This is a genomic window from Pseudomonas sp. NCHU5216 (assembly GCF_052156495.1).
GTDB lineage: Bacteria > Pseudomonadota > Gammaproteobacteria > Pseudomonadales > Pseudomonadaceae > Aquipseudomonas.
On sequence record NZ_JBQLIX010000006.1, the window covers coordinates 48342 to 73042 of the forward strand.

Sequence of the window (24701 nt, forward strand, 5' to 3'; positions counted from 1 at the left end):
CTGCGTTGCCATCGCGGCGTTAAAAACAGACTCAGAATGCTCATTTACAACACGTAAACTGCGCTTCTTCGCCTATTTTTGCCTTGCGCTGCCTGCCTCGCCTACGTTTTTAGAGGTGCCCTCAAGAGCGGCAGGCCCTGTATGGGACAGGCCAACGGCAGGTCAGTTCGCTTCACCAGGTGGCGCAACGCCATGACGGCGATAGATCAGCGCCACTTCGCCCGCCTCACGCATATGTTCCAGCTCCGCACCCAGGCGGTCATAGAGTTGGCGTCGGTCACTGCGGTAACGCTCGAGCGAGGCGCCGAAGTGGTTGCCCAGTACCTGCCGGTGAACATAATGGGCATAGCTGTAGTCGCTAAACTCCATGGCCTCGAACTGCGCTTCCATGGGGATCCGGTCGAGCACGGCGATGGCGTCCAGACGGCCGGCGCGGAACATGGCCGCCAGTTGCGTATCGTCGCTGGCGTAGATGCGCCCGAGTTGGTCATCGCTGTCGAACGGCTCGAAATAGGCCGTACCACGTTTGACCCCAAGGGCCAGCGCGTAGAGATCTTCGTAACGATTCAGGTTGGCTTCCTGGCCGGGGCGCACGACGAAGCGAATGTGCAGCGGCTGATTGCCGATGCTGGGCAGGTAATGAACATACGCGCGGCGCTGTTCGGTGACCAATACCCGTGGCACCAGGTCGATACGCCCGGAGCGAAGATCTTCGAGGCTGCGCAGGAAGGGGGCCTGGCGCCAATGCAGCTCGACACCGACGCGTTGGGCCGCGGTTTCCAGCACGCTGATCAACGGGCCACTGGGCATGCCGTCGACCACACGCATTTCCGGCGTGCGCTCGCGAAAGTCCACACGCAGCACGTCCTGCGCAGCACTGCAGGTCAGGGCGAACAGCAGAGGCAGGAACGCGGCTAAGCGCTTCATGGCGGAGCTCTTGAACGACCACAGTCATTCAAGAGCGTAGTCGCAAAACGCCAGCTCAGCCTTTTGCGATCAAGGCCTGCACGGCTTCGATGGCGACAGCGAGGCCGGCACGATCAGCGCTGCGCAGCGTGGCATGGCCGACCTTGCGCCCGGCCTTGAAGGCTTTGCCGTAGTGGTGCAGGTGGCAGTCGGCAATGGCGATGACCTGCTCCACCGGCGGCACTTCACCGATGAAGTTGAGCATGGCGCTTTCGCCCAGCTTGGCGGTGGAACCGAGCGGCAGGCCGGCGACAGCGCGCAGGTGGTTCTCGAACTGGCTGCACTCGGCGCCTTCGATGGTCCAGTGCCCGGAGTTGTGCACGCGCGGGGCGATCTCGTTGGCCTTGAGGCCGCCGTCCACCTCGAAGAACTCGAAAGCCAGCACGCCGACGTAATCGAGCCTGTCCAGCACACGGCCGACGTAATCCTCGGCCAGCGCCTGCAGCGGGTGCGCGGTGCTGGCGATGGACAGGGCGAGGATGCCGCTGTCGTGGGTGTTGTGCACCAGCGGGTAGAAACGGGTTTCGCCATCACGGGCGCGCACGGCGATCAGCGACACCTCGCCAGTGAAGGGCACGAAGCCTTCGAGGATGCACGGCACGCTGCCCAGTTCGGCGAAGGCGCCAGTGACGTCTTCCGGCTTGCGCAGCACCTTCTGGCCCTTGCCGTCGTAGCCCAGGGTGCGGGTCTTCATTACCGCCGGCAGGCCGATACTGGCGACCGCCGCGTCGAGGTCGGCCTGCGACTGGATGTCGGCGAACTCCGGCGTGGGAATGCCCAGTTCGCGGAACATGGACTTCTCGAACCAGCGGTCGCGGGCAATGCGCAGCGCCTCGGCAGAGGGATAGACCGGCACGAACTGCGAGAGGAAGGCCACGGTTTCCGCCGGCACGCTCTCGAACTCGAAGGTGACCAGATCCACCTCGTCAGCCAGTTGCCGCAGGTGATCCTGGTCACCGTAGTCGGCGCGGATATGCTCGCCGAGGGCCTGGGCGCAGGCGTCCGGCGCCGGGTCAAGGAAGGCGAAGCTCATGCCCAGCGGGGTGCCCGCCAGGGCCATCATGCGGCCCAACTGGCCGCCACCGATCACACCGATTTTCATAACAAAGCCCCTTTTCAGCAGGTGGCGAGACCAAGCAGTTGAACGCTGCCCGCAGCGCAGGAAGCGGAGTTTACGCCGGTAAATAAGCATTCCGAGCAGCGGACAGCGTGCAGATGCACCGTGTCGCAGCCCCGGATGGAATAGGCTTCAGGCCTCGCGCGGGTCCGGATTGTTCAGCACGGTCTCGGTCTGATCCTGGCGGAACTGCTTGAGCGCGGCATGGAATTGCGGGTGCTGATGGCCGAGGATGCTCGCCGCGAGCAGGGCAGCATTGGCCGCGCCAGCCTTGCCGATGGCCAGGGTGGCGACCGGCACGCCAGCCGGCATCTGCACGATCGATAGCAGCGAGTCGACGCCCGAGAGCATGGACGACTGCACCGGCACGCCAAGCACCGGCAGGTGGGTCTTGGCCGCGCACATGCCCGGCAGGTGGGCCGCGCCACCGGCACCGGCGATGATCACCTGGATGCCACGGGCCTCAGCCTCTTCGGCGTACTGGAACAGCAAATCCGGGGTGCGGTGGGCGGACACCACCTTGACCTCGTGGGGAATGCCCAGCCGGTCCAGCATTTCGGCGGTGTGGCTAAGGGTGGACCAATCGGACTTGGAGCCCATGATCACGCCAACCAGTGCGCTCATCGTCGTGCCTCTTCATCTCGGGCGCCATGCGGCGCGTCATAGGTGTGCCCAGCAGGGCGCGTCAAAAACCAACAAGCCACGCGGGCAGGCCAGCGTGGCTTGTGATGATTCGGTTGGCCGGGCGTTGCCGGCCGAAGGCCGCGCAGTATAACGCAAAGCCACGGCGGGCGGGCATTGCCCATGACCGTTTGTCACGCCAACGGCTGCGCGCCGGGAAATCACCCAAACCTTGCTCTGGAGCAATGCCCAGGTGCAGCACAGGCGCACACTGGTCAGACACTCGCATGCAAGAGGAACAGCGCATGAACCAGACCATGAAAGCCGCCGTCGTCCACGCCTTCGGGCAGCCGCTGCGTATCGAGGAGGTGAAGACGCCGCTGCCAGGCCCGGGGCAGATTCTGGTGAAGATCGAAGCGTCGGGCGTATGCCATACCGACCTGCACGCCGCCGAGGGCGACTGGCCGGTGAAGCCCAGTCTGCCGTTCATTCCCGGCCATGAGGGGGTCGGCTACGTGGCGGCAGTCGGCAGCGGCGTGACCCGTGTGAAGGAAGGCGACCGGGTCGGCGTGCCCTGGCTGTACAGCGCTTGCGGCTGCTGCGAACACTGCTTGACCGGCTGGGAAACCCTCTGCGAAAGCCAGCAGAACACCGGCTACTCGATCAACGGCGGCTATGCGGAATACGTGCTGGCCGACCCCAACTACGTCGGCATTCTGCCGAAGAACGTCGAGTTCCTGGAAATCGCACCGATCCTCTGCGCAGGGGTGACTGTGTACAAAGGGCTCAAGGAAACCAAGGCCCGCCCAGGCCAGTGGGTGGCGATCTCCGGCATCGGCGGCCTCGGCCACGTCGCCGTGCAGTACGCCCGCGCCATGGGCCTGCATGTCATCGCAGTGGATGTCGATGATGCCAAGCTGGAGCTGGCACGCAAACTCGGCGCCAGCGTCACCATCAATGCGCGCAAGGAGAACCCGGCCGAGGTGGTGCAACGGGATATCGGCGGTGCTCATGGCGTGCTGGTCACGGCGGTCTCCAACGCGGCCTTCGGCCAGGCCATCGGCATGGCGCGGCGCCATGGCACGGTGGCCCTGGTCGGCCTGCCGCCAGGTGACTTCCCCACGCCTATCTTCGATGTGGTGCTCAAGGCCATCCACATCACCGGCTCCATCGTCGGAACCCGCGCAGACCTGCAGGAAGCGCTGGATTTCGCCGGCGAGGGTCTGGTCAAGGCCACAGTGCACAGCGACAGCCTGGACAACATCAACGGCATTCTCGATCAGATGCGCCAAGGCCAGATCGAAGGGCGCGTGGTATTGAGCTTCTGACGCTTGCGGGGGAAAGCGCCAAGGATTGGCACTTTTCCTACAAAGCGGACGAGGAGGAGCGCACAGAATGCCGGCAGACGGCTGCCTATACTGGCCACCCCTCATCCGTACAAGGACGTGCCACTCATGAAACATGCGTTACCCTTTTTCGCCCTCTCGCTGCTCTCCCTCCAGGTAAGCGCTCTCGAACTGGCCAAACATCCGCAAGTGTTCGATGCCGGCAAGGGCGTCAGCCTGGCCCTGGCCCCGTCCGCTGACGGCAAGCAGGCTCTGGTACAGGTGAGCGGCATCAACCATCCGCTTGATGAAGTGGTGTTCCTCACCGAGGTGCAGGAGCTGGGTAACGAGCAGCGTGATTACGGTATCCGCCTCGACGGTCGCGACTACAACCTGCTGAACAAGCGTCGCGCCTGGGGCGGCGAAAGCTACCAGCTCAACCTGCCCGATACCCAGGGCTTCGAGCTCAGCTATGACGAAGAAAAGAGCAAGGCGCTGAAAACCGCCGACCTGCTTGCCCTCTATGAAAAACAGCAAAAGGACGGCGTGCAGGCGCACCTGGCCGCCTTCGACCGCAAGCAGCGCGTGACCGACTACAGTGCCCGCCTGCAAGAGATGGACAGCGAAGCCTCCAAGGCCTGCGACACGCCGCTGGCGACAAAGGTGGACTGGAGCGCGCTCAGCGACGAACAACTGATCGGCCTCAGCGTGCCGAGCTTCTGCGGCGAGGTGGTCAATCAGATGGCCTACCTGTGCGAAAAGGACGATCGCTACAAGGCCGAAGCCAAGACCCTGAAGGGTGTCGACTGCCGCTTCGGCGAACGGCTGAAGCTTCAGGAGAAGGACGGCCGGCTGCAGTTCACCACCCGTGCAGATGAAGCCAACCAGGGTGACTTCATCAACGCCATTCTGCGCAATCGCTGAGTAGTTGCTGGCAGCCTGAAGTCCATAGCGGCGGCATGCTTCTTGCGTTCTTTTGCTGACCTGCGCAAACGGAACGCATCATGTTGCATGCCCCGCTGACGACCCTGCATGTGGTTTCCCTGATCCTGCAACGTTTCGCCGACCAGCCCGAGCTGCGCCCGCAGTTGCTGGCCGGGAGCGGAATTGGTGCGGCCGATCTGGACAACCCCGACGCACGCATCACCCGAGTGCAGGAGCTGCAGGTGTGTGCCAACGCCCTGGCTCTGCGCGCCGATCTGGGGCTGGATCTGGGGCGCAGCCTGCACGTTTCCTCCTATGGGCTGCTTGGTTACGCCGCGCTGTCGGCTGATACCCTTGGTGACGCCTTGCGCCTGCTGCTGCAATACCCGGCGTTGCTCGGTACCTACTTCCGCCTGGAGCTGTTGGTGGACGGCGATCTGGCCTGGATACGCGCCAGCGACTATCGCGACCGCGCGGCGCTGGAAGCTTTCAACGTGGAGATGTGCCTGGCGTCGATGAAGCTCACCTGCGATGAGTTGCTCGGCCAGCCATTGCCCGTCAGCCAGGCGTGCTTTCGCCACCCGCGCCCAGGCTATGCCGCGCGCTACGCCGACAGCTTTCCCTGTACGCTGCTCTTCGCCGCCAGCGCCAACGCCTTCGCCTTCCCCGCAGCGCTCCTGGAACGCCGCCTGCCGCTGGCCGACAGCGTCACCCATGGCGCCATGATCGAGCGCTGCCGTCGCCAGAACGCCGAGTTCAGTAGCCGCCAGGCCTGGCTGCAGCGGGTGCGCCAATTGCTCGCCGCACAACTGGCCGAGCCCCCGGGGCTGGAGAACCTGGCGCAGCAGATGCACTGCTCGCCGCGTACCTTGCGTCGTCACCTGCAGGAGCTGGGTACCAGTTATCAGGGCCTGCTCGACGAGTTGCGCTTCGAGCGCGCCAAGGCCTTGCTCAGCGAAGAGCAATGGCCGGTGTACCGCATTGCCGAGGTGCTCGGCTTCAGCGAGACCGCCAGCTTTCGCCATGCCTTCCAGCGCTGGAGCGGCGTAGCGCCAAGTCGCTTTCGCGCATAGCCCGGATGTAATCCGGGAATATCCGGCACCTCTTCCCCGGATTGCATCCGGGCTACGGGCGATCACCGTGGGAGCGGCTTCAACCGCGATAAAGGCTCGCCGCTAAAGCGCCTCCCACAGGTGAAGCTCACTACTCCGCCTGCACGTTGCGGTTCTGCAGCCACGACCTAGCAGGCTGTTGCCACTGGAACTCTTCCGCCCGGCGCCAGGCTAGGGTCAGTCTTCGATCTCGCTCTTCACGGCCTTGCCGCTGACCGGGTCGTGGTAGATCTCCACCTTGCGGCCTTCCTTGTCGAAGCCGTAGATCTCGTAGCAGTTGCCGTCGGTGACCTTGAACTTGTTGATCTTGTAGCCATCGGCCACGAGCTTGGCCTGGAACTGCTCGGGGTCTTGCCAGGTGGAGCGCTCGGCGGTGGTGCATTCGGTCTTGGCGAAGGCCGGGGCGGCGCAGGCCAACAGGGCGGAAACGAGCAAAAGACGACGCATGGTGAAGCTCCTGATAGGGAACGGAGCCGTCACCTTCAGCGCCCAGGCTTAACGAAAGCTTAAGCCTCACACCCGGTTACATCTTGCCGGCGAGCATGCCTGTGTCCGTGCAATTTGGCCATTTCGATCCCCTTTTGGCCATTAGCAGCGTTCTCCAGCGCGGCGCGACGAACGAACAATGCAGGCATAACAACGAGCCTGGAGCGCTTTGCATGCTCACTTACTACAGTGACGACCACCACCTGCACCATGGCAAATGCGAGCTGATCGACGGGCAACTGCTGCCCTGCTTCGAGATGCCGCTGCGCGCCGACCATGTCCTCGCGCGGGTCAAGGATCGCCAGCTCGGCGAAGTCCGTGCACCCAGGGACTTCGGCCTGGCGCCCATCGAGCGCATCCACAGCAAGGCCTACCTGGAATTCTTCCAGGGCGCCTGGGCGCGTTGGCAGGCGCAGGGCGGCAAGGGCGACCTGCTGCCCTTCACCTGGCCGGCGCGCACCCTGCGGCGGATGATCCCCAACGACCTGCACGGCCAGCTCGGCTACTACAGCTTCGATGGCGGCGCACCGATCACCGCCGGCACCTGGCAGGCCGCCTACAGCGCCGCGCAGGTGGCGCTCAGCGCCCAGGCCGAGATCGCCGCCGGTGCCCACAGCGCCTTCGCCCTGTGTCGGCCGCCAGGCCACCATGCCGCGGGCGACGTGATGGGTGGCTACTGTTACCTGAACAACGCCGCCATCGCCGCCCAGGCCTTCCTCGACCAGGGCCGCAAGAAGGTGGCCATCCTCGATGTCGACTACCACCACGGCAACGGCACCCAGGACATCTTCTACCAGCGCAGCGACGTGCTGTTCGCCTCGATCCATGGCGACCCGGCCGAGGAATTCCCGTTCTTCCTCGGTTACGCCGACGAACTGGGCGAGGGCGCCGGCGAGGGCTACAACTTCAATTACCCATTGCCCATGGGCAGCACTTGGGAAACCTGGAACGCAGCACTGCAGCAGGCCTGCCAGCGCATCGCCGACTACGGCGCCGAGGTGTTGGTGGTATCGCTGGGTGTGGACACCTACATGGAAGACCCGATATCGCAGTTCAAGCTCGACAGCCCGGACTACCTGGCCATGGGCAAGCGCATCGCCGCGCTGGGCCTGCCGACGCTATTCATCATGGAAGGCGGTTACGCGGTCGAGGCCATCGGCATCAATGCAGTGAACGTGCTGGAAGGGTTCGAGGGCGCGTAACTGGCGCTTCTCCATGCACCGGGCGTCAGACCTGGCATTGCAACGGTGGACGGATAAGGCGTCAGCTACGCGCCCCGATCCACCCTAACAAAAGACCAACAACGACACTTCAGGGGTGAGAAACGATGAAAGCCATCCAACAGATGCTCGGCGCCGCCTTGTGTGGCGCCACCCTGCTCAGCGGTGCGGTGCAGGCCAAGGAGCTGCGCGTGTACAACTGGGCCGACTACATCCTGCCGTCCGTGCCCAAGGACTTCCAGAAGGAAACCGGCACCCGGATCACCTGGGATACCTTCGAGACCAACGAGGCGCTGGAGGCCAAGCTGCTCACCGGCAACTCCGGCTACGACCTGGTGATCCCCTCCAACCAGTTCCTCGAAACCCAGATCAAGGCCGGCGTATTCGCCAAGCTGGACAAATCGAAGATCCCCAACTGGAAGAACCTCGACCCTGCGCTGCTCAAGCTGCTGGAGAAGAACGACCCGGGCAACCAGCATGGCGTGCCCTACATGTACGGCACCGTGCTGATCGGCTACAACCCGGACAAGGTCAAGGCCGCGCTCGGCGACAATGCCCCGGTCGATAGCTGGGATCTGGTGTTCAAGCCGGAAAACATGGAGAAGCTGAAATCCTGCGGCGTGGCCATGCTCGACTCGCCCAGCGAGATCATCCCCATCGCCTTGCATTATCTGGGGCTCGACCCCAACAGCACCAACCCGGCCGACTATGACGAGGTCACCGAGCTGCTGCTCAAGGTGCGCCCCTACGTCACCTACTTCCATTCCGCCAAGTACATGACCGATATCGCCAACGGCGACATCTGCGTGGCCATCGGTTACTCCGGCAGCTTCTACCAGTTCGCCAACCGCGCCAAGGAAGCGGGCAATGGGGTGAAGATCAACTGGCGCCTGCCCAAGGAGGGCGCGCCGATCTGGTTCGACACCTGGGCCATCCCCAAGAGCGCGCAGAACGTCGACGAGGCCCACGCCTTCATCAACTACCTGCTCGACCCGAAAGTGATTGCACCGATCAGCGATTTTCTCGGTTACCCCAACCCCAACGTGCCCGGCATGAAGCTGGTGAGCAAGGAGATCGCCGCCGACCCTGACCTGACCCCGACGCCGGAGATGCAGAAATCACTGTACGTGGTGCAACCGCTGCCGCAGAAGATCGAACGCGTACGCACACGGGCATGGACCTCGATCAAGTCGGGCATGTAACGCACTTCTACCGATGCTGCCCACGCCCTGCGTGGGCACCTGCGTTCGTGACGCTCCGCGTCATACCGGGCAGCACTGGCAACTACGAAGACCGCAACGGACACAGAAAGTAGGAATGACCCAACCCCGTAGGATGGGTAGAGCAACGCGAAACCCATCAGCCGACCCCGGGTTTCGCTGTGCTCTACCCAGGCTGCGTGCTAAAGCCCCTCCTACAGATGGCCTCACTTTGTGGGAGGGGCTTTAGCCGCGACAGCTTGGCCAGCGCATGTGCCCTACCTGCCCAACCAACGAATAGGTGCTGCAGAAATACTGGCCATGTCACATTACTGCCACTGGACTGGCGTCTCCAACTGATCGACACTCTCGCCCAGCGATCCCCCTGTGCAATGGAAGCCCTTGAACGCCGTTAACGCTTCGAGACGAGGACACGATATGGACAATCTCTACCCCGCCGGGCCCAGCGATGTGCCGGCAAACCTGACCCGCCCCAGCTCCCTCTACAAACGCCAAGCGTGGCTCGCCGTCGGCAGCCTGGCCTTGTTCGTCGCGCTGTATTTCGCCTTGGCCGGCTGGTTCGGCTGGACCGCCTGGCGCCTGATCAACAGTGGTCTGGCCGGCAGCGAAGAAGCCCTGGTGCACTTCCTGGTGGGCGGTTGCTCCGCCTTCCTCTGCGTGTTCATGCTCAAGGCGCTGTTCTTCGTCGAGCGCGGCGGCACGCCGAACCATGTGGAACTGCGCCCTGAAGAACAACCGCAGCTCTTCGCCTTTCTCTACCGCCTGGCCGATGAAGCCGGTGCACCACGGCCGCATCGCGTATACCTCTCGGCGCGAGTCAATGCGGCGGTGTTCTATGACCTGTCGGTGCTCAACCTGCTGTTCCCGTCGCGCAAGAACCTGGAGATCGGCCTGCCTCTGGTCAACATCCTCACTCTGAGCGAATTCAAGGCGGTGCTGGCCCACGAGTTCGGCCACTTCGCCCAGCGCTCCATGGCCATCGGCAGTTGGGTCTATATCGCCCAGCAGATCGCCTCGCACATCATCAGCAAGCGTGACGCCCTGGACAAGCTGCTGCGCGTGCTGTCGAAGTTCGACCTGCGCATCGCCTGGATCGGCTGGCTGCTGTCGTTGGTCGTCTGGTCGATCCGCTCGCTGCTCGACACCCTGTTCCGCCTGGTGGTGCTGGCGCAACGCGCGCTGTCGCGGCAGATGGAGTTCCAGGCCGATCTGGTCGCAGTCTCCCTGACCGGTAGCGACGAACTGGTGCATGCCCTGCACAAGCTGCAAGCCGCCGACGAAGCCTGGGATCGCACCCTGGCCTTCGCCAACGCCGAATACCAGCAAGGCCGCTCGGTGCAGGATCTGTTCAGCATCCAGACCCAGGTGCTGGAGAGGGTCACGCAGATTCTCAACGACCCCAGCTATGGCAAGGTGCCGCCGCGCTCCAGCGACGCTCCAGAGCAGCACCGCGTGTTCGTTTCCGGCTTCGCCCAGCCGCCGCAGATGTGGTCGACCCACCCGGCCAACAGCGATCGCGAAGAGAATGCCAAGCGCCTGTACCTGCCCGCTCCGCACGACGAGCGCAGCGCCTGGGTATTGTTCGACGAGCCGACGGCGCTGCGCCAGCGCCTGACCAGTGACTTCTTCCACGGCGCGCAGCTCGAGCCCGTCACCCTGGAAGAATCCCTGCGCAACCTGGCCGACCGCTACGACATGCTGCAATACGCCCCCGACTACCAGGGCGCCTACCTCGGCCGCAGCCTGACGCGCCACGCCGAGCAAGCCGCCGAGCTCTATCAGAACTCGGCACCCATCACCGATCTGCACGGCGCGTTGCAGGCCCTCTATCCGCCCAGCCTAAGCCAGCAGCTCCACCAGTTGCGCGCCCTGGAAGAAGAGCGCGGCATGCTGCAAGCACTGCGGGACAAGGTCTACAAGGCCTCTGGTGGCAGCATCGTGTTTCGTGGCAGCAGCGTTGCCCGTCGCGACCTGCCGCGCCTGATCGAGCAGGTCAAGGAAGAAACCGAAGCCCTGCGCCAGGAGATCCTCGATCATGATCGGCGCTGCCGGGCCACTCACCTGGCCATCGCCGAACGCTTCGGCAACGGCTGGCCGGCCTACCTGATCGGCCTGATCGAAGTGCTGCACTATGCCGAACACAGCCTGGCCGACCTGCGCGATGCGCAGGGCCTGCTCGCCAACGTGACCGCCGTGGTGCTGGCCGATGGCAAGGTCAGCTCCCGCGAACTCAAGCGCCTGCTGCAAACGGCCAACGCGCTGCATCGGGTGATGGCAGCCATCCACGAAGACAAACAGCTCGTGGTGCTCGATGAGCCGCTGCTGAAGCGTCTGGGCATCGACTCCTGGGCAGCCTCGCTGGAAGACTTCACCTTGCCGCAGGCGAGCACCGACAACGTCAACGAGTGGATGCAGGTGATCGATGGCTGGGGCAACAGCCTCGCCGCCCAGCTATCCGGCCTGTGCAGCGCCACCCTGGAGCAGTTGCTGCACAGCGAAGCCGAACTGGCTCGCCACCTGCGGCAAGACAGCCAGCCCGAAGCAGCACCGACACCTTCCCGCACGCCGCAACGTTATGCCGTGCTCCTGCCCGGGCAGGAGCGCAAGCGCCAGTTGAAGCTGGATTGGTGGGATCGCTTCCAGATTGCCGATGGCGCCTTCGCCACCAGCATGCGCTTGCTGGTGGCGGCGCTGATCGTCGGTGCCGTGCTCGGCTTCGGCAGCCTGACCGGCGTGGACACCCGAGTCGCGGTGTACAACGGCCTGGGTACCAGCGTACAGGTACGCATCGGCAAGCAGAGCGCGGTGGTTGGGCCCTACTCGTCCACCGAGCTCAAGACCGAGTTCACCCCCAACACCCAGGTGAGCGCTCGTACCCTAGATGGTCAGTTGATCGAAAGCTTCAAGCCCAGCCTGGGCAACCCAGGGCTGCATTACGTCTACAACATCGCCGGCGCCAGCCCGCTGGTTGCCTGGACGGCCTCATACGGCAACGCCGCCGAGGAAGAGCCACGCTTTCTCGGCGCGCCGCGCTGGCTCGACGCCCGTGCCGACTTCTTCTTCACCGACCCGCCCGAGTCCATCAGCAGCAAGACCGGTGGCGCCACGCGCCATATTCTCAGTGGCATGGGCGACAGCACTCCCGAGGAGGTTCTCAAGCTGGTCGGCAACGAAGCACAGGCGCAACAGATCATCCAGGCCCATGTGCGCTGGGATGCACCGAACGCAACCCACGCCAGCCTGTGGAAAGCCCATGCCCAAGGGCCCGCCAAGGCCGGTCAGAACGAATAGGGCACCTCTAAAAACTACCTGCGTGGCCATCACTGCGTTAAAAACAAGCTCAAAATGCTCATTTACAACTCGTAAACTCCGCTTTTTCGCTTGTTTTTGCCTTGTGCTGGCTGCCTCGCCTACGTTTTTAGAGGCGCCCAATAGGCGCACGCCTTCGTTAAATTCATTCGCGATAGGGTTTACCGCCCTGGCTGATCGTGATCACGAATGAATTCGCTCCTACAGGTTCTTGCGCAGCTCGTTGACCTGAGCCGCGCCAGGCAAGGATGCCGGGCGCACCTGCCGCTCGCTGCGCAGCACCACGGCCATATAGCCCACCACGATCAGATTGACCATGAGCACGGCCAGGCTCAGCAGGCTGGGGCGGGCAACCAGCTCATAGACCTCGAACGGCAGATAGATCGCCCCGCTGGCCAGGGCGAACCATTGCGTCCAGACCAGCCCCTTCCACAGGCCATAGGCCTCGATCAGGCGAATCACGGTGTAGGCGAGCGCGCCGAAGGCCAGCAGGGTCAGGTCGATATCGGGCAAGGCACTCACGGCGTGGATGAAAATACCGGGCCAGTGGCTGGCAGGGTTCAGATGCGCATGGCTGACCAGCGCCTCAGCCATCTGCTGCAGATTGCGCCCCGCCAGCTCATGCAGGCCAAGCGCGACCAGGAGCGAAGCAAGGCCCTTGCAAGCCTCCATTGCAGCGACGACCCGAAGACCGCTTCTCGTGGATGTCATCATCGACTCTCTAGCTTAGTCGCGCACATACACGCATTTTCAACGCCTTCGTCGTTTGCAGGAACCACAACTTCGTAGGATGGGTAGAGCAACGCGAAACCCATCAACGGCTGGCTCCCGGGTTTCGCTGCGCTCAACCCAGGCTACGTAGCTGAGACGGCGTTGCCATCTGTGAGTAAGGAGCGCAAGGGCAGCTCGCGCGCTCGGCTACTTTCCCGCCTCCAACTTGCGCCAGAGCAAGCGCACCGCCGCCTTGCGCACCAGGGCACAGCGGTACAGGCGGATTTCCAGGGGAATCTGCCAGTGTTCGCCGCCGCATATGGCCAGTTCGCCACGGGCCAGTTCGCCGCTTACCGACAGCCGTGGCACCCAGGTCACGCCCATGCCCTGCAGGGCCATGCTCTTGAGGCTGTCGGCCATGGCGGTTTCGTACACGGTGGTGGAGCGCAGCACGCGTTGGCGCAGCAGCAGGTTGACCGAACGACCGAGGAAGGCGCCAGCCGTGTAGGCCAGCAAGGGGATGCTCTGGCCGCTGTCGAGGTCGAACAGCGGCGCGCCACGCTCATCGGTGGCGCACACCGGCAGCATGGCGGTGGTGCCCAGGTGCAGGGAGGGGAAGATCTGCGGGTCCATCTGCAGGGCGGCGTCCGGGTCGTAGTAGGCGAGGATCAGGTCGCAAGCACCTTCGCGCAGTGAGTGCACCGCCTCGCCGACGTTGGTCGCCACCAGGCGGGTGTTGAGTGGCAGGCCGTCGCGGCGCAGGTCGGCGATCCATTGCGGGAAGAAGCCGAGGGTCAGCGAGTGCGCAGCAGCGATCTGCAGCACTTCGCCCTGCTGGCCTTCCAGATTATGCAGATGGCGCACCACCTCGCCGAGCTGCTCCACCAGGCTGCGTGCGGTGACCAGAAACAGCCGCCCGGCCTCGGTCAGCTCGATGGGGGTGCAGGAGCGATCCACCAGGGTCAGCCCGAGCATGGCTTCGAGGCTACGAATGCGCCGGCTGAATGCGGGCTGGGTAACGAAGCGCTTCTCGGCGGCCTGGGAGAAGCTGCGGGTGGCGGCCAGGGTGACGAAGTCTTCCAGCCATTTGGTTTCCAGGTTCATTGCAGGCTCCGGAGGATTGACCCGATAGATAGGGCGCGAACCTTGGGAGGGGCTTCAGCGGCGAGCAGTCGTGGTTGAAGCCCCTCCCACAGCGCGTAGCCCGGATGCAATCCGGGGCTCGAATGGGCATTCCCGGATTGCATCCGGGCTACGTGGTACGTCCAAATGCAAGCGAACGTCACATGGACATTATGCCGATCATGCATAGGGCAGCAAACAACGGCATTGGCCCGCACTCCGCCGAAAACCTTAATCTATAGGCATCGCGGCACTTGCCGTATCTCCCAGAGAGTCTGTCTCATCATGTCCGCTGCTGCATCCTTCCGCGTCGAAAAAGACCTGCTTGGTACCCTCGAAGTCCCCGCCGATGCCTACTACGGCATCCAGACCCTGCGTGCGGTGCAGAACTTCCGCCTGTCCGGTGTGACCCTGTCGCACTACCCCAAGCTGGTGATCGCGCTGGCCATGGTCAAGCAGGCCGCAGCCGACGCCAACCGTGAGCTGGGCCACCTCTCCGCCGCCAAGCACACGGCGATCAGCACCGCTTGTGCCCGCATCATCCAGGGTGAGTTCCATGATCAGTTCGTGGTGGACATGATCCAGGGCGGTGCCGGCACCTCGACCAACATGAACGCCAACGAGGTGATCGCCAACGTCGCCCTGGAAGCCATGGGTCATGAGAAGGGCGAGTACCAGTACCTGCACCCGAACAACGACGTGAACATGGCGCAGTCGACCAACGACGCCTACCCGACCGCCATCCGCCTGGGCCTGCTGCTCGGCCATGAAAGCCTGCTCAACGCACTGGACAAGCTGATCCAGGCGCTGGCAGCCAAGGGCCTGGAGTTCGGTCATGTGCTGAAGATGGGCCGCACCCAGTTGCAGGACGCCGTACCGATGACCCTCGGTCAGGAATTCCACGCCTTCGCCACCACCCTCGGCGAAGACCTGCAGCACCTGAAGATGCTCGCCCCGACCCTGCTGCACGAAGTCAACCTGGGCGGTACCGCCATCGGCACCGGCATCAACGCCGACCCGAAATACCAGGCCCTGGCGGTCAATCGCCTGGGCGTGATCAGCGGCCACCCGGTCAAGCCGGCCGCCGACCTGGTCGAGGCCACCAGCGACATGGGCGCCTTCGTGCTGTTCTCCGGCATGCTCAAGCGCACCGCGGTGAAACTGTCGAAGATCTGCAACGACCTGCGCCTGCTGTCCAGCGGCCCGCGCACCGGCATCAACGAGATCAACCTGCCGGCGCGTCAGCCGGGCAGCTCGATCATGCCGGGCAAGGTCAACCCGGTGATCCCCGAGGCGGTCAACCAGGTGGCCTTCGAGGTGATCGGCAACGACCTGGCGCTGACCATCGCTGCCGAGGGCGGTCAACTGCAGTTGAACGTGATGGAGCCGCTGATCGCCTACAAGATCTTCGACTCGATCCGCCTGCTGACCCGCGCCATGGATATGCTGCGCGAGCTGTGCATCGACGGCATCACCGCCAACGAAGCGCATTGCCGCGCGCTGATGGAGAACTCCATCGGCCTGGTCACCGCGCTCAACCCCTACATCGGCTACGAGAACGCCACCCGTATCGCCAAGGTCGCGCTGGAAAGCGGACGCGGCGTGCTGGAGCTGGTGCGCGAGGAAAAACTGCTGGATGACGCCACCCTCGACGACATCCTGCGCCCCGAGAACATGATCGCCCCGCGCCTGGTTCCGCTGCAGGGCTGAGCACGCGCATGACACACGCCGCCGCAAGGGCGGCGTGTTCGTTTCCATGGCAATAGCACCAAGGCCGCTCAGACGGCATCACAACAACGACAATCCAGGTGACAACCCACATGAATCAGAACCCCGCTGCAAAGTCTTTTCTCGCCCGCGTGCCACTGTGGCAACAGATCCTCGTCGGCCTAGTGCTCGGCGTGGTGGTCGGCATGCTGCTCAAGAGCGTCGCCGAGGCCCTGATGCCGATCGGCGCGTTGTTCCTCAACGCCATCAAAATGCTCATCGTGCCGCTGGTCTTCGTCTCTCTGGTGGCGGGCATCACCTCGATGAGCGACAGCGCCAAGCTCGGCCGCATCAGCGTCAAGACCATCGCCATCTACCTGGTCACCACCGCCTTCGCGGTGAGCATCGGCCTGCTGTTCGGCACCCTGTTCAGCCCCGGCGAGGGCATGCACATGGTCGCCAGCGGCGATGTGCAGGCCAAGCAGGCGCCGTCGCTGGTACAGATCCTGGTGGGCCTGGTGCCGACCAACCCGGTGACCGCCTTCGCCGAAGGCAACATCCTGCAGATCATCGTCTTCGCCATCGCCCTCGGCCTGAGCATGAATCTGGTAGGCGAGAAGGCGACCCCGGCGATTCGCCTGTTCGACAGCCTGGCCGAGGTGCTCTACAAGCTCACCGACCTGGTGATGCGCTTCGCCCCCATCGGCGTGTTCGCGCTGATCGCCGGTGTGGTCGCCTCCCACGGCATCGAGGTGCTGTTGCCGCTGGCCGGGGTGATCGGGGTGATCTACCTGGCCAGCCTCGCCCATATGCTGCTGATCTACGGCGGCCTGATCGGTGGCCTGGCACGCCTCAGCCCGCTGCGCTTCTTCCGTGGCATCGCCCCGGCGCTGGCGGTGGCCTTCAGTACTTCGAGCAGCTCCGGCACCCTGCCGGTGTCCATCGAGTGTGCACGCAAGAACCTCGGCGTATCCCAGGGCGTGGCCGGCTTCGTGCTGCCGGTGGGCGCCACCATCAACATGGACGGCACCGCCATCTACCAGGGCGTGCTGGCGCTGTTCATCGCCCAGGGCTTCGGCATCGATCTGAATGCCGGGCAATACCTGATGATCATTCTGACCGCCACCCTGGCCTCGGTCGGCACCGCCGGCATTCCCGGCGCCGGCCTGATCATGCTCGGCCTGGTGCTGAGCTCGGTGGGCCTGCCGCTGGAAGGCGTGGCGTTGATCGCCGGCATCGACCGCATCCTCGACATGGCGCGCACCACGGTGAACGTCGCCGGCGACCTGATGACCACCACCCTGGTCGGGCGCAGTGAGAACGAGCTGGATCGCGAGATTTACAACAGCGACAACGCCGCCTGAACAACGATTTTCATAGGAGGCCTCACCAGCCTCTCCACTTCGGGATGGCTTCGGCCATCCCTTTTTTTGCCTGCCATTCAAGGGTGGCTGCCGTAGGGTGCGCTGCGCGCACCGCAGGTTGGTTCTCCATGCTCAAACACTCCGCACTAATTCTGGGTTACCGCAGGTTCAGGCGCGTGCAGAGCCCGCCCAGGAGGGCGAACGGAATCGTCGTGGAAGAGGTTGAGCGACATGGATGTCGCGACGACTGCATGGAAGCAGGAGGTAGAGCGGCGCAGGATGCCAAAGCCGAGAGCCGCGATGGGCCACCGCGGCGGGCCTCTGGAACGGCGATGGAGTGAGCGAACCCCGGCGCAGCAGGGCGGGGGCGCCTAGCTCGGGAGGGCGAAACCAGAAACATCAGCAAAAACGCGGCAATCCGGAACAGACACCCGAATAACCAACACCGTATTGCCAATCCGGTGTCAATCAAGCATCCCCCCTAAAATGCTAAAGTTTCCAGGCCTGCCGGAGCCGTCGCACGGCCTCGACGATCTGCGCCTCGGGCACAGCAGCAAAACCCAGCACCAGCCCGGCGCGGGCGTCCTCAGCTACTTCGCTGTCGGGCAGCCAATAACCGCTCAGCGGGTTCATCTCCACCCCGGCAGCACGCGCCGCGCTGACCAATTCCTGCTCACGGGCCAGGCTATCAACACGCAAACACAGGTGCAGGCCGGCCTCCACCGCCGGCAACAGCGCACCGCCAGGGATCGCCTGCGGCCATTCACGCAGCAAGGTGTCGCGCCGCGACCGCGCGGCCTGGCGCATGCGCCGCACATGCCGCTGGAAGTGCCCGGCCGCGATAAATTCGGCCATCACCGCCTGGGTGCCGATCTCCAGATGACGCATGTCCAGCGCCAGACGGCGACTGAAGCCCTCGACCAGAGCCATCGGCAGCACCAGGTAGCCAAGCCGCAGGGCAGGGAAGGCCAGCTTGCCGAAGGTGCCGACATAGATTACCCGCTGCAAGGCATCCAGCGCGGCCAGAGGCGCCAGCGGCGTGCCGCTGTAGCGGTATTCGCCATCGTAGTCGTCCTCGATGATCCAGCCACCCGAACGCTTGGCCCATTCCAGCAGCGCCAGGCGCCGAGGCAAGGACAGGGTCACGCCGCTGGGGTACTGGTGCGAAGGCGTCAGGTAGGCCAGCCGGCAATCGTCGACACCTTGCAGGGCATCGACCTGCAGGCCTTCACCATCCACCGGCACGCCCCGCACCTGCGCTCCGGCGACGGCGAAGGCATGCCCGGCAGCGCGATAGCCGGGGTTTTCCACCGCCACCCGCTCACCGGGCTGCACCAGCAATTGGGCGCACAGGCTGATGGCCTGCTGCGCACCCGTGGTGAGCACGATCTGCCTGGGGTCGCAGTCCAGACCACGGCCATTGCGCAGGTAGGCGGCGATCAGCTCGCGCAGTTCCAGCAGGCCGGCGGGGTCGCCATAGCCCATGCGCGCCAGCGAAGGCTTGCGCCAGAAGCGCGCCTGCAAGCGTGCCCAGGTGGCGAAGGGGAACAGGTCGAAGGCTGGCACACCGATGCGAAACGCTCGTGGCGCACCCTCGACCGGCATCGGCAGATGATGCCCACGCAAGCGCTGCAGCGCAGGGGTGCCGTTGGCCGTGGCAACAACGGCGGGCGAGGCTGGACGCGGTTGCGCCAGCTCGACGACATAGGTGCCATCACCCACCCGCCCGGCCACATAGCCCTCGGCATAGAGCTGGTCGAGGGCGCGGGTCACGGTATTGCGCGAAATACCGAGCAAGCCGGCCAGCTCACGACTGGCGGGCAAACGAGTACCACCGACCAGACGACCGTCGAGGATACGCTCGCGCAGCGCCTGATAGAGCTGGCGCGCCAGGCCCTGACCAGGCTGCAGGCGAATGCCGGAAAGATCGAAGGGCAGGGCGGGCGAGTTGGCCATGGCAGCGGTGATTGGCTCCATCGAAGTAATCTGAAATGGATCTTACGTCAGGCCAATATCCTGCCTAGCATGGGTTCATCACGCTAGGAGAAACCCTCATGTACTGCCCCGCTGCCTTTCGCCAGGAGGATCTGACAGCGCTGCACGCGCAGATCCGCGCCAGCGGCCTGGCCCTGCTCAGCAGCGCCGGCCAGCAAGGCTTGCAGGCCAGCCACCTGCCGCTGTTGCTGGAGGCCGGCGAAGGAGAGTTCGGCACGCTTTACGGCCACTTCGCTCGCGCCAACCCGCACTGGCGTGATCTGGCCGACGGCGCCGAGACCCTGGTGGTATTTAGCGGCCCGGAGGCCTACGTGCATCCCGGCTGGTATCCGGCCAAGGCCGAGCACGGCAAGGTGGTGCCGACCTGGAACTACATCGCCGTGCACGCCTGGGGCCAGGCCGAGGTGTTCGACGAGCCCGAACGCCTGCTGCAACTGGTCAGCCGCCTCAGCGAACGCCACGAACAGGGTCGCCCGCAGCCCTGGGCGGTCAGCGATGCGCCGCGCGACTACCTCGACGCCATGCTACGCGCCATCGTCGGCTTCGCCCTGCCGATCCGCCGCCTCGAAGGCAAATGGAAGCTCAGCCAGAACCGCTCGACGGCCGATCAGGCTGGCGTGCGCAATGGCCTGGCCGCTTCAGCCAACCCGCGCGAACGGGAACTGGCAGCGCACATGCCCCTTAGCGACTGAAGACCAAAGGAAAGCCCCATGCTCGACATCCGCCCCATCACCGCTGCCGATCACACCGTCTGGCTGCCGCTCTGGCAGGGTTATCAGCGCTTCTATCAGGCCGAGATTGCGGCCGAAACCAGCGCCCTCACATGGCAGCGCTTCCTCGACCCGAACGAGCCGATGCAAGCCGCACTGGCCTGGCAGGATGGCGAGGCGGTCGGCCTGGTGCACTTCATCTACCACCGCAGTTGCTGGACGACGGGCGATTACTGCTACCTGCAGGATCTGTTCGTCGCCGAGCACATCCGTGGCGGCGGGGTGGGTCGCGCGCTGATCGAGCATGTCTACGCCCAGGCGCGCGCCGCAGGCGCCAGCCGCGTGCACTGGCTGACCCAGGAAACCAACTACCAGGGCCGCATGCTCTACGACCGCATCGGCGACCGTTCCGGGTTCATTCAGTACAGGAAGCTGTTCCAATGACCGACGATCTGAGCCACTGGCAACCATGCCCGACACCCGACCAGCGGCTGCTTCAGGGTCGTTTCGTGCGTCTCGAGGCACTCGCCGCCTCGCGCCATGGCGATGACTTATGGCACGCCTTGCAGGGGCCGGATCCGAAGCTTTGGGATTACCTGCCCTACGGCCCGTTCGGCGAGCGCGCCGCCTTCGATACCTGGCTGGCGGGCAATGCCGAACACCGCGACCCGCTGTTCTATGCCGTGGTCGATCAGGCCAGCCACCGCGCCCTGGGCTTGTTCAGCTACCTGAACATCGCCGCGCAAGACGGCTGCATCGAGATCGGTCACGTCGCCTTCGGCGCGGCAATGCAGCGCACGGCAGGCGCGACCGAGGCCGTTTACCTGCTGGCCCGCCACGCTTTCGACGACCTCGGCTACCGCCGTCTGGAATGGAAGTGCAACGCGGCCAACAGGCGCTCCGTGCGAGCGGCCGAACGCTTCGGCTTCAGCCATGAAGGCCTGTTTCGCCAACACCGGGTAATCAAGGGCAAGAACCGTGACACGGCCTGGTTCTCCATCATCGATGGCGAGTGGTCGCGCTGCCGGGAGGCCTTCCAGCGCTGGCTGGCGCCGGAAAACTTCAATGACCGAGGCCAGCAAAAACAAGCCCTGGAGGCCCTGCGCCAGTAGCCGCCGCTCACTCGATCTCGAACAGCCCATCGCGCAACTGCACACCGCCCAGGCGCTGGCGGATGTCGTCGTCGATGCGCGGGTCGTCCGGGGCGTAGAGCATCACCTGGCGGTAGGCGTTGACCCGGTTGATCTCGTTGCCCAGGTATTGCCAGACCACGCGGGTGCAGGCCGGGGTGCGCCGGTCGCCGCTGGAAACACCGGTCTTCAGGCCATTGAGGCGGGTGATATGGCTCTTGAAGCTGGGGATAAGGATGGTCTGGCTCATCTCGTTGCCGGTCAGCGACTCGTAGTCGATGAGAAACAGCCGATCCTGCAGGTAGAAGGCGGCCCCCAGGTAACGGCAGCGCACCCAGTCCTCGGCGACGCCGCCGCGCGCACGCTCCTGCCGTTCCTGGCGCTCGAACACGTAGCTGCCGCGCTCCTCGCGCAGGTGCACCAGCGACAGTAGGATCTGCCCTGGCACCGACATGCAGTTGGAATATTCGAAGTAGTAGCCGCAGTAACGCGCCAGCGAACTGGCATGGCTGCGCAATGGCTCGAACAGCTCCAGTAATGGGTCGCTGCCATGGCTCGACTGTGGTTCGCCATGGCGCGTGCCCATCAGCCGGGCAAACGCTTCGCTCGGCAGCGCCAGTTCGTGGGCCTCGACGCCGAAGAAATCGCAGATGCGCTTGAGGTTATGCGCGGTCGGTCGACTCTGCCCGGCCAGGTAGCGATTGAACTGCGCACGGTTGATGGCCAGCTTGCGGCAGACCTCGGCAATCGAACGGTAATGACTGCAAAGCAGCTTGAGATTGCTGCCGAGGGAATCGGACATATGGGCGCCCCAGGTGATGCGAGTGACGCGATTCTAGCATCAACTCGCATCAGTTCGCCGCGACCTGCGAAATTGCCCTATGAGGCTCCTATCGCGAACCATTCCGCTATCCGCCCAGAGGGCACCTCTAAAAACTACCTGCGTTTTTAGAGGTGCCCCAGAGAGGCGTATTTCCCATTCAGAACAACAAGAGAGAAAGCCTCCATGCTCGATCTTCTCAATGACCTCATCTGGAGCAAGCTGCTGATCGTGATGCTGATCGGCCTTGGCCTGTTCTTCACCATCGCCTCACGTTTCGTCCAGTTCCGCTACTTCAGCAGCATGTTCCGCATCTTCAGCGAGGCCTTCCAGCGCCAGCCGGGGCAGCTCAGCTCGTTCCAGGCGCTGATGCTCTCGGTGGCCGGCCGCGTCGGCGCCGGTAACATCGCCGGGGTATCCGTGGCGATCATGCTCGGCGGCCCAGGCGCCATCTTCTGGATGTGGGTGGTGGCCCTGGTCGGCATGGCCACCAGCTATTTCGAGTGCTCCCTGGCCCAGCTCTACAAGCGCCGCGAGCCCGACGGCAGCTACCGTGGCGGCCCGGCCTTCTACATTCAGCATGGCCTGAAACAGCGCTGGTTGGGCATCGTCGTCTCGTTGCTGCTGCTGGTGACCTTCGGCTTCGGCTTCAACGCCGTACAGTCCTTCACCGTGGCCAGCTCGCTGCACGACACCTTCGGCGTACCGACCCTGGTCAGCGGTATCGCCCTGACCGTGGTGATCGGCCTGATCATCTTCGGCGGCATCAAGCGCATCGCCCAGTTCGCCGACGTGCTGGTGCCGGTCATGGCCTTCTCCTACATCGCCATGGCCGTGCTGGTGATCGGCATGAACATCAGCGAGGTGCCGGCCACCTTCGCGATGATCCTCAAGAGTGCTTTCGGCCTGGAGCCGGCATTCGCCGGTGGCATCGGCGCGGCCATCATCATGGGCGTCAAGCGTGGCCTGTTCTCCAACGAAGCCGGTCTGGGCAGCGCGCCGAACGTGGCCGCAGTCGCCGAGGTCAAGCACCCGGCTGCACAGGGCATCGTGCAGTCGCTGAGCGTGTTCATCGACACCCTGATCCTGTGCACCTGCACCGCGCTGATCATCCTGCTCTCCGGCGTCTACCAGCCAGGCATGGAAGAGGCTGGCGTGGTGCTGACGCAAACCGCCATCGCTGCCGTGGTCGGCGAGTGGGGCCGCGTCTTCATCAGCATCGCCCTGCTGCTGTTCGTCTTCACCACCCTGATCTACAACTACTACCTGGGTGAGAACGCTCTGGGCTTCTTCAGCGAGAAGCGCGGCCCGGTGCTGGTCTACCGCGTGCTGGTGGTGATTCTGGTGCTGTGGGGTTCGGTTCAGGATCTGGGCACCGTGTTCGCCTTCGCCGACGTGACCATGGGCCTGCTGGCGATCTGCAACCTGATCGCCCTGGCGCTGCTGTTCAAGGTGGGCCTGCGTCTGATGCGCGACTACGACGATCAGATCAAGGCCGGTGTCGAGTCGCCGGTGTTCGATCCGCAGAAGTTCGCCGACCTAGATCTCGACCCCAAGGCCTGGCATGCCCCGGCACAGGCGTCGGTCAACCAGGCCGAACTGGGTGATCGCGCTCACCAGCGCTGACAGCCCCTGCTCGAAGAAGGGGGCGCTACAGACCGTGTGAAAACGTAGCGAGCGAAGGTCAGGCAAGGCAAAAAACGGCGAAAAAGCGCAGTTTACGAGTTGTAAATGAGCATTTTGAGTCGTTTTTTAACGCAGCATGACCGAGCGCAGTAGTTTTCACACAGTCTGGCTGCCCCCTTTTTTATCGCCCGAATTTCCCGAGTAAAGCCCATGGCAACCCCAGAAAAACTCCTGGTGCTGTATACCGGCGGCACCATCGGCATGAAGATGAGCGCAGACGGCCTGGCCCCGGCCTCCGGTTTCGAGGCGCGCATGCGTGCCCGGCAGAGCGAAGAGAACCCGGCCGAGCTACCGCACTGGGTGTTCCGCGAGCTGCTGCCGTTGATCGACAGCGCCAACATGACCCAGCACCACTGGCTGGCCATCCGCGATGCCATCGTCCAGGCGATCGAAGGCGACGGCTGCGACGCCGTGCTGGTGCTGCATGGCACCGATACCCTGGCCTATAGCGCAGCGGCCTTGAGCTTCCTGTTGCTCGGCCTGCAGGTACCGGTGGTGCTCACTGGCGCCATGCAGCCGGCTGGCGTGCCGGATGGTGATGCCTGGCCCAACCTGTTCGGTGCCCTGCGTGCGCTGCACAAGGGCGTGGCACCCGGCGTGCACCTGTATTTCAACGGCCAACTGATGCACGGCGCGCGTTGCGCCAAGCTGCGCAGCGATGCCTTCGACGCCTTCCAGGTGCTGCAGCGCACGCGCCAGGCCGAACGGGCTGCCAGCATCGACGCGACCATCGACTACCGCCAGCAGCGCCAGCCGGTCAGCCTCGCCGTGCTGCCGTTCTACCCCGGCCTGCAAGCCGCCCAGGTGCACGCGCTGGTGGCCAGCGGCGTTCGTGGCCTGCTGCTGGAATGCTATGGCAGCGGCACCGGCCCGGCCGGCGATGCCGAGTTCATGGCGGCGTTGCGCGAAGCCCATGAGCAGGGCGTGGTGCTGGCCGCCATCAGCCAGTGCATGCGGGGCCATGTGCAGTTCGGCGTGTACGCGGCCGGCAGCCGCCTGGCCGAAGCCGGCCTGGTGTCCTGCGGCGGCATGACCCGCGAAGCGGCGCTGGGCAAGCTGTTCGCCCTGCTCGGTGGCGGCCTGGCGCAGTCCGAGGTGGAACACTGGCTGGGGCTGGATCTGTGCGGGGAAATGGCTGACTGAGGGGCAGCCATCC

21 protein-coding genes are annotated in these 24701 nt (G+C 64.3%); 13 read left to right on the forward strand and 8 right to left on the reverse strand.

Annotated features, from left to right (window positions below; genetic code table 11):
• Positions 1–162: 162 nt before the first annotated feature.
• The 3 genes from ACSVIK_RS06800 to purE form a co-directional block, all read right to left on the reverse strand.
• Positions 163–927: a substrate-binding periplasmic protein gene (locus ACSVIK_RS06800; protein ID WP_442443593.1), complete on the reverse strand. Its 765-nt coding sequence runs from the start codon at positions 925–927 to the stop codon at positions 163–165.
• 55 nt (positions 928–982) lie between these two features.
• On the reverse strand, positions 983–2068 hold the full coding sequence (locus ACSVIK_RS06805; protein WP_442443594.1) for a 5-(carboxyamino)imidazole ribonucleotide synthase: 1086 nt from the start codon (positions 2066–2068) through the stop codon (positions 983–985).
• 147 nt (positions 2069–2215) lie between these two features.
• Complete coding sequence (purE, locus tag ACSVIK_RS06810) at positions 2216–2707, reverse strand: 5-(carboxyamino)imidazole ribonucleotide mutase (protein WP_442443595.1); 492 nt, start codon at positions 2705–2707, stop codon at positions 2216–2218.
• Between the two features lie 302 nt (positions 2708–3009).
• On the opposite strand from purE, the gene adhP reads away from it, so the two are divergent.
• The 3 genes from adhP to ACSVIK_RS06825 all read left to right on the forward strand — a co-directional run bounded on the left by adhP (position 3010) and on the right by ACSVIK_RS06825 (position 6026).
• Complete coding sequence (gene adhP, locus ACSVIK_RS06815) at positions 3010–4032, forward strand: alcohol dehydrogenase AdhP (protein ID WP_442443596.1); 1023 nt, start codon at positions 3010–3012, stop codon at positions 4030–4032.
• Positions 4033–4158: 126 nt separating this feature from the next.
• Positions 4159–4953: a hypothetical protein gene (locus ACSVIK_RS06820; RefSeq protein ID WP_442443597.1), complete on the forward strand. Its 795-nt coding sequence runs from the start codon at positions 4159–4161 to the stop codon at positions 4951–4953.
• An 80-nt stretch (positions 4954–5033) separates the two neighbouring features.
• Complete coding sequence (locus ACSVIK_RS06825) at positions 5034–6026, forward strand: AraC family transcriptional regulator (RefSeq protein ID WP_442443598.1); 993 nt, start codon at positions 5034–5036, stop codon at positions 6024–6026.
• Between the two features lie 216 nt (positions 6027–6242).
• Here ACSVIK_RS06825 and ACSVIK_RS06830 read toward each other — a convergent pair whose 3' ends face one another.
• Positions 6243–6512: a PepSY domain-containing protein gene (locus tag ACSVIK_RS06830; protein ID WP_442443599.1), complete on the reverse strand. Its 270-nt coding sequence runs from the start codon at positions 6510–6512 to the stop codon at positions 6243–6245.
• Between the two features lie 212 nt (positions 6513–6724).
• On the opposite strand from ACSVIK_RS06830, the gene ACSVIK_RS06835 reads away from it, so the two are divergent.
• From ACSVIK_RS06835 to ACSVIK_RS06845, 3 genes are all read left to right on the forward strand, one after another.
• Positions 6725–7753, forward strand: coding sequence for a histone deacetylase family protein (locus ACSVIK_RS06835; RefSeq protein WP_442443600.1), 1029 nt, complete (start codon positions 6725–6727; stop codon positions 7751–7753).
• Positions 7754–7878: 125 nt separating this feature from the next.
• The gene (locus ACSVIK_RS06840) at positions 7879–8973 is read left to right on the forward strand and encodes a polyamine ABC transporter substrate-binding protein (protein WP_442443601.1); all 1095 of its coding nucleotides are present in this window, start codon (positions 7879–7881) and stop codon (positions 8971–8973) included.
• A 435-nt stretch (positions 8974–9408) separates the two neighbouring features.
• Positions 9409–12282 (forward strand): M48 family metallopeptidase, encoded by a 2874-nt coding sequence (locus ACSVIK_RS06845; RefSeq protein WP_442443602.1) that lies wholly within the window; start codon positions 9409–9411, stop codon positions 12280–12282.
• 219 nt (positions 12283–12501) lie between these two features.
• Here ACSVIK_RS06845 and ACSVIK_RS06850 read toward each other — a convergent pair whose 3' ends face one another.
• Both ACSVIK_RS06850 and ACSVIK_RS06855 read right to left on the reverse strand, forming a co-directional pair.
• Positions 12502–13014, reverse strand: coding sequence for a DUF2127 domain-containing protein (locus tag ACSVIK_RS06850; protein WP_442443603.1), 513 nt, complete (start codon positions 13012–13014; stop codon positions 12502–12504).
• A 204-nt stretch (positions 13015–13218) separates the two neighbouring features.
• Entirely contained in the window at positions 13219–14115 is an 897-nt protein-coding gene (locus ACSVIK_RS06855; RefSeq protein ID WP_442443604.1) for a LysR substrate-binding domain-containing protein, read from the reverse strand.
• A gap of 303 nt (positions 14116–14418) precedes the next feature.
• Between ACSVIK_RS06855 and aspA the strand changes: the two genes are divergently transcribed.
• Together aspA and ACSVIK_RS06865 are read left to right on the forward strand one after the other, a co-directional pair.
• Complete coding sequence (aspA, locus tag ACSVIK_RS06860; RefSeq protein WP_442443605.1) at positions 14419–15843, forward strand: aspartate ammonia-lyase; 1425 nt, start codon at positions 14419–14421, stop codon at positions 15841–15843.
• Between the two features lie 110 nt (positions 15844–15953).
• Positions 15954–17204, forward strand: coding sequence for a dicarboxylate/amino acid:cation symporter (locus ACSVIK_RS06865; RefSeq protein WP_442443606.1), 1251 nt, complete (start codon positions 15954–15956; stop codon positions 17202–17204).
• Between the two features lie 489 nt (positions 17205–17693).
• Here ACSVIK_RS06865 and pdxR read toward each other — a convergent pair whose 3' ends face one another.
• Positions 17694–19160, reverse strand: coding sequence for a MocR-like pyridoxine biosynthesis transcription factor PdxR (gene pdxR, locus ACSVIK_RS06870; RefSeq protein WP_442443730.1), 1467 nt, complete (start codon positions 19158–19160; stop codon positions 17694–17696).
• Positions 19161–19258: 98 nt separating this feature from the next.
• Here pdxR and ACSVIK_RS06875 point away from each other — a divergent pair, with 98 nt between their 5' ends.
• The 3 genes from ACSVIK_RS06875 to ACSVIK_RS06885 are packed head-to-tail and all read left to right on the forward strand — an operon-like array spanning position 19259 to position 21021.
• Positions 19259–19891: an FMN-binding negative transcriptional regulator gene (locus ACSVIK_RS06875; protein WP_442443607.1), complete on the forward strand. Its 633-nt coding sequence runs from the start codon at positions 19259–19261 to the stop codon at positions 19889–19891.
• An 18-nt stretch (positions 19892–19909) separates the two neighbouring features.
• Positions 19910–20353 (forward strand): GNAT family N-acetyltransferase, encoded by a 444-nt coding sequence (locus ACSVIK_RS06880; RefSeq protein ID WP_442443608.1) that lies wholly within the window; start codon positions 19910–19912, stop codon positions 20351–20353.
• A complete protein-coding gene (locus ACSVIK_RS06885; RefSeq protein ID WP_442443609.1) occupies positions 20350–21021 on the forward strand; it encodes a GNAT family N-acetyltransferase in 672 nt (223 codons plus the stop codon). Before ACSVIK_RS06880 ends, ACSVIK_RS06885 begins: the two co-directional genes overlap by 4 nt.
• A 7-nt stretch (positions 21022–21028) precedes the next feature.
• On the opposite strand, the gene ACSVIK_RS06890 is transcribed toward ACSVIK_RS06885, so the two are convergent.
• The gene (locus ACSVIK_RS06890; RefSeq protein WP_442443610.1) at positions 21029–21841 is read right to left on the reverse strand and encodes a helix-turn-helix domain-containing protein; all 813 of its coding nucleotides are present in this window, start codon (positions 21839–21841) and stop codon (positions 21029–21031) included.
• A 204-nt stretch (positions 21842–22045) separates the two neighbouring features.
• On the opposite strand from ACSVIK_RS06890, the gene ACSVIK_RS06895 reads away from it, so the two are divergent.
• A complete protein-coding gene (locus ACSVIK_RS06895) occupies positions 22046–23485 on the forward strand; it encodes an alanine/glycine:cation symporter family protein (RefSeq protein ID WP_442443611.1) in 1440 nt (479 codons plus the stop codon).
• Between the two features lie 210 nt (positions 23486–23695).
• The gene (locus ACSVIK_RS06900) at positions 23696–24688 is read left to right on the forward strand and encodes an asparaginase (RefSeq protein WP_442443612.1); all 993 of its coding nucleotides are present in this window, start codon (positions 23696–23698) and stop codon (positions 24686–24688) included.
• Positions 24689–24701: the final 13 nt, after the last annotated feature.

Coding starts and splice junctions, on each gene's coding strand:
- purE (WP_442443595.1), bottom strand. CDS start 2,707: ATGAGCGCACTGGTTGGCGTGATCATGGGCTCCAAGTCCGATTGGTCC.
- ACSVIK_RS06895 (WP_442443611.1), top strand. CDS start 22,046: ATGCTCGATCTTCTCAATGACCTCATCTGGAGCAAGCTGCTGATCGTG.
- ACSVIK_RS06850 (WP_442443603.1), bottom strand. CDS start 13,014: ATGATGACATCCACGAGAAGCGGTCTTCGGGTCGTCGCTGCAATGGAG.
- ACSVIK_RS06830 (WP_442443599.1), bottom strand. CDS start 6,512: ATGCGTCGTCTTTTGCTCGTTTCCGCCCTGTTGGCCTGCGCCGCCCCG.
- ACSVIK_RS06880 (WP_442443608.1), top strand. CDS start 19,910: ATGCTCGACATCCGCCCCATCACCGCTGCCGATCACACCGTCTGGCTG.
- ACSVIK_RS06805 (WP_442443594.1), bottom strand. CDS start 2,068: ATGAAAATCGGTGTGATCGGTGGCGGCCAGTTGGGCCGCATGATGGCC.
- ACSVIK_RS06800 (WP_442443593.1), bottom strand. CDS start 927: ATGAAGCGCTTAGCCGCGTTCCTGCCTCTGCTGTTCGCCCTGACCTGC.
- ACSVIK_RS06825 (WP_442443598.1), top strand. CDS start 5,034: ATGTTGCATGCCCCGCTGACGACCCTGCATGTGGTTTCCCTGATCCTG.
- ACSVIK_RS06840 (WP_442443601.1), top strand. CDS start 7,879: ATGAAAGCCATCCAACAGATGCTCGGCGCCGCCTTGTGTGGCGCCACC.
- ACSVIK_RS06900 (WP_442443612.1), top strand. CDS start 23,696: ATGGCAACCCCAGAAAAACTCCTGGTGCTGTATACCGGCGGCACCATC.
- ACSVIK_RS06855 (WP_442443604.1), bottom strand. CDS start 14,115: ATGAACCTGGAAACCAAATGGCTGGAAGACTTCGTCACCCTGGCCGCC.
- aspA (WP_442443605.1), top strand. CDS start 14,419: ATGTCCGCTGCTGCATCCTTCCGCGTCGAAAAAGACCTGCTTGGTACC.
- ACSVIK_RS06890 (WP_442443610.1), bottom strand. CDS start 21,841: ATGTCCGATTCCCTCGGCAGCAATCTCAAGCTGCTTTGCAGTCATTAC.
- ACSVIK_RS06875 (WP_442443607.1), top strand. CDS start 19,259: ATGTACTGCCCCGCTGCCTTTCGCCAGGAGGATCTGACAGCGCTGCAC.
- ACSVIK_RS06865 (WP_442443606.1), top strand. CDS start 15,954: ATGAATCAGAACCCCGCTGCAAAGTCTTTTCTCGCCCGCGTGCCACTG.
- ACSVIK_RS06845 (WP_442443602.1), top strand. CDS start 9,409: ATGGACAATCTCTACCCCGCCGGGCCCAGCGATGTGCCGGCAAACCTG.
- ACSVIK_RS06820 (WP_442443597.1), top strand. CDS start 4,159: ATGAAACATGCGTTACCCTTTTTCGCCCTCTCGCTGCTCTCCCTCCAG.
- adhP (WP_442443596.1), top strand. CDS start 3,010: ATGAACCAGACCATGAAAGCCGCCGTCGTCCACGCCTTCGGGCAGCCG.
- pdxR (WP_442443730.1), bottom strand. CDS start 19,160: ATGGCCAACTCGCCCGCCCTGCCCTTCGATCTTTCCGGCATTCGCCTG.
- ACSVIK_RS06885 (WP_442443609.1), top strand. CDS start 20,350: ATGACCGACGATCTGAGCCACTGGCAACCATGCCCGACACCCGACCAG.
- ACSVIK_RS06835 (WP_442443600.1), top strand. CDS start 6,725: ATGCTCACTTACTACAGTGACGACCACCACCTGCACCATGGCAAATGC.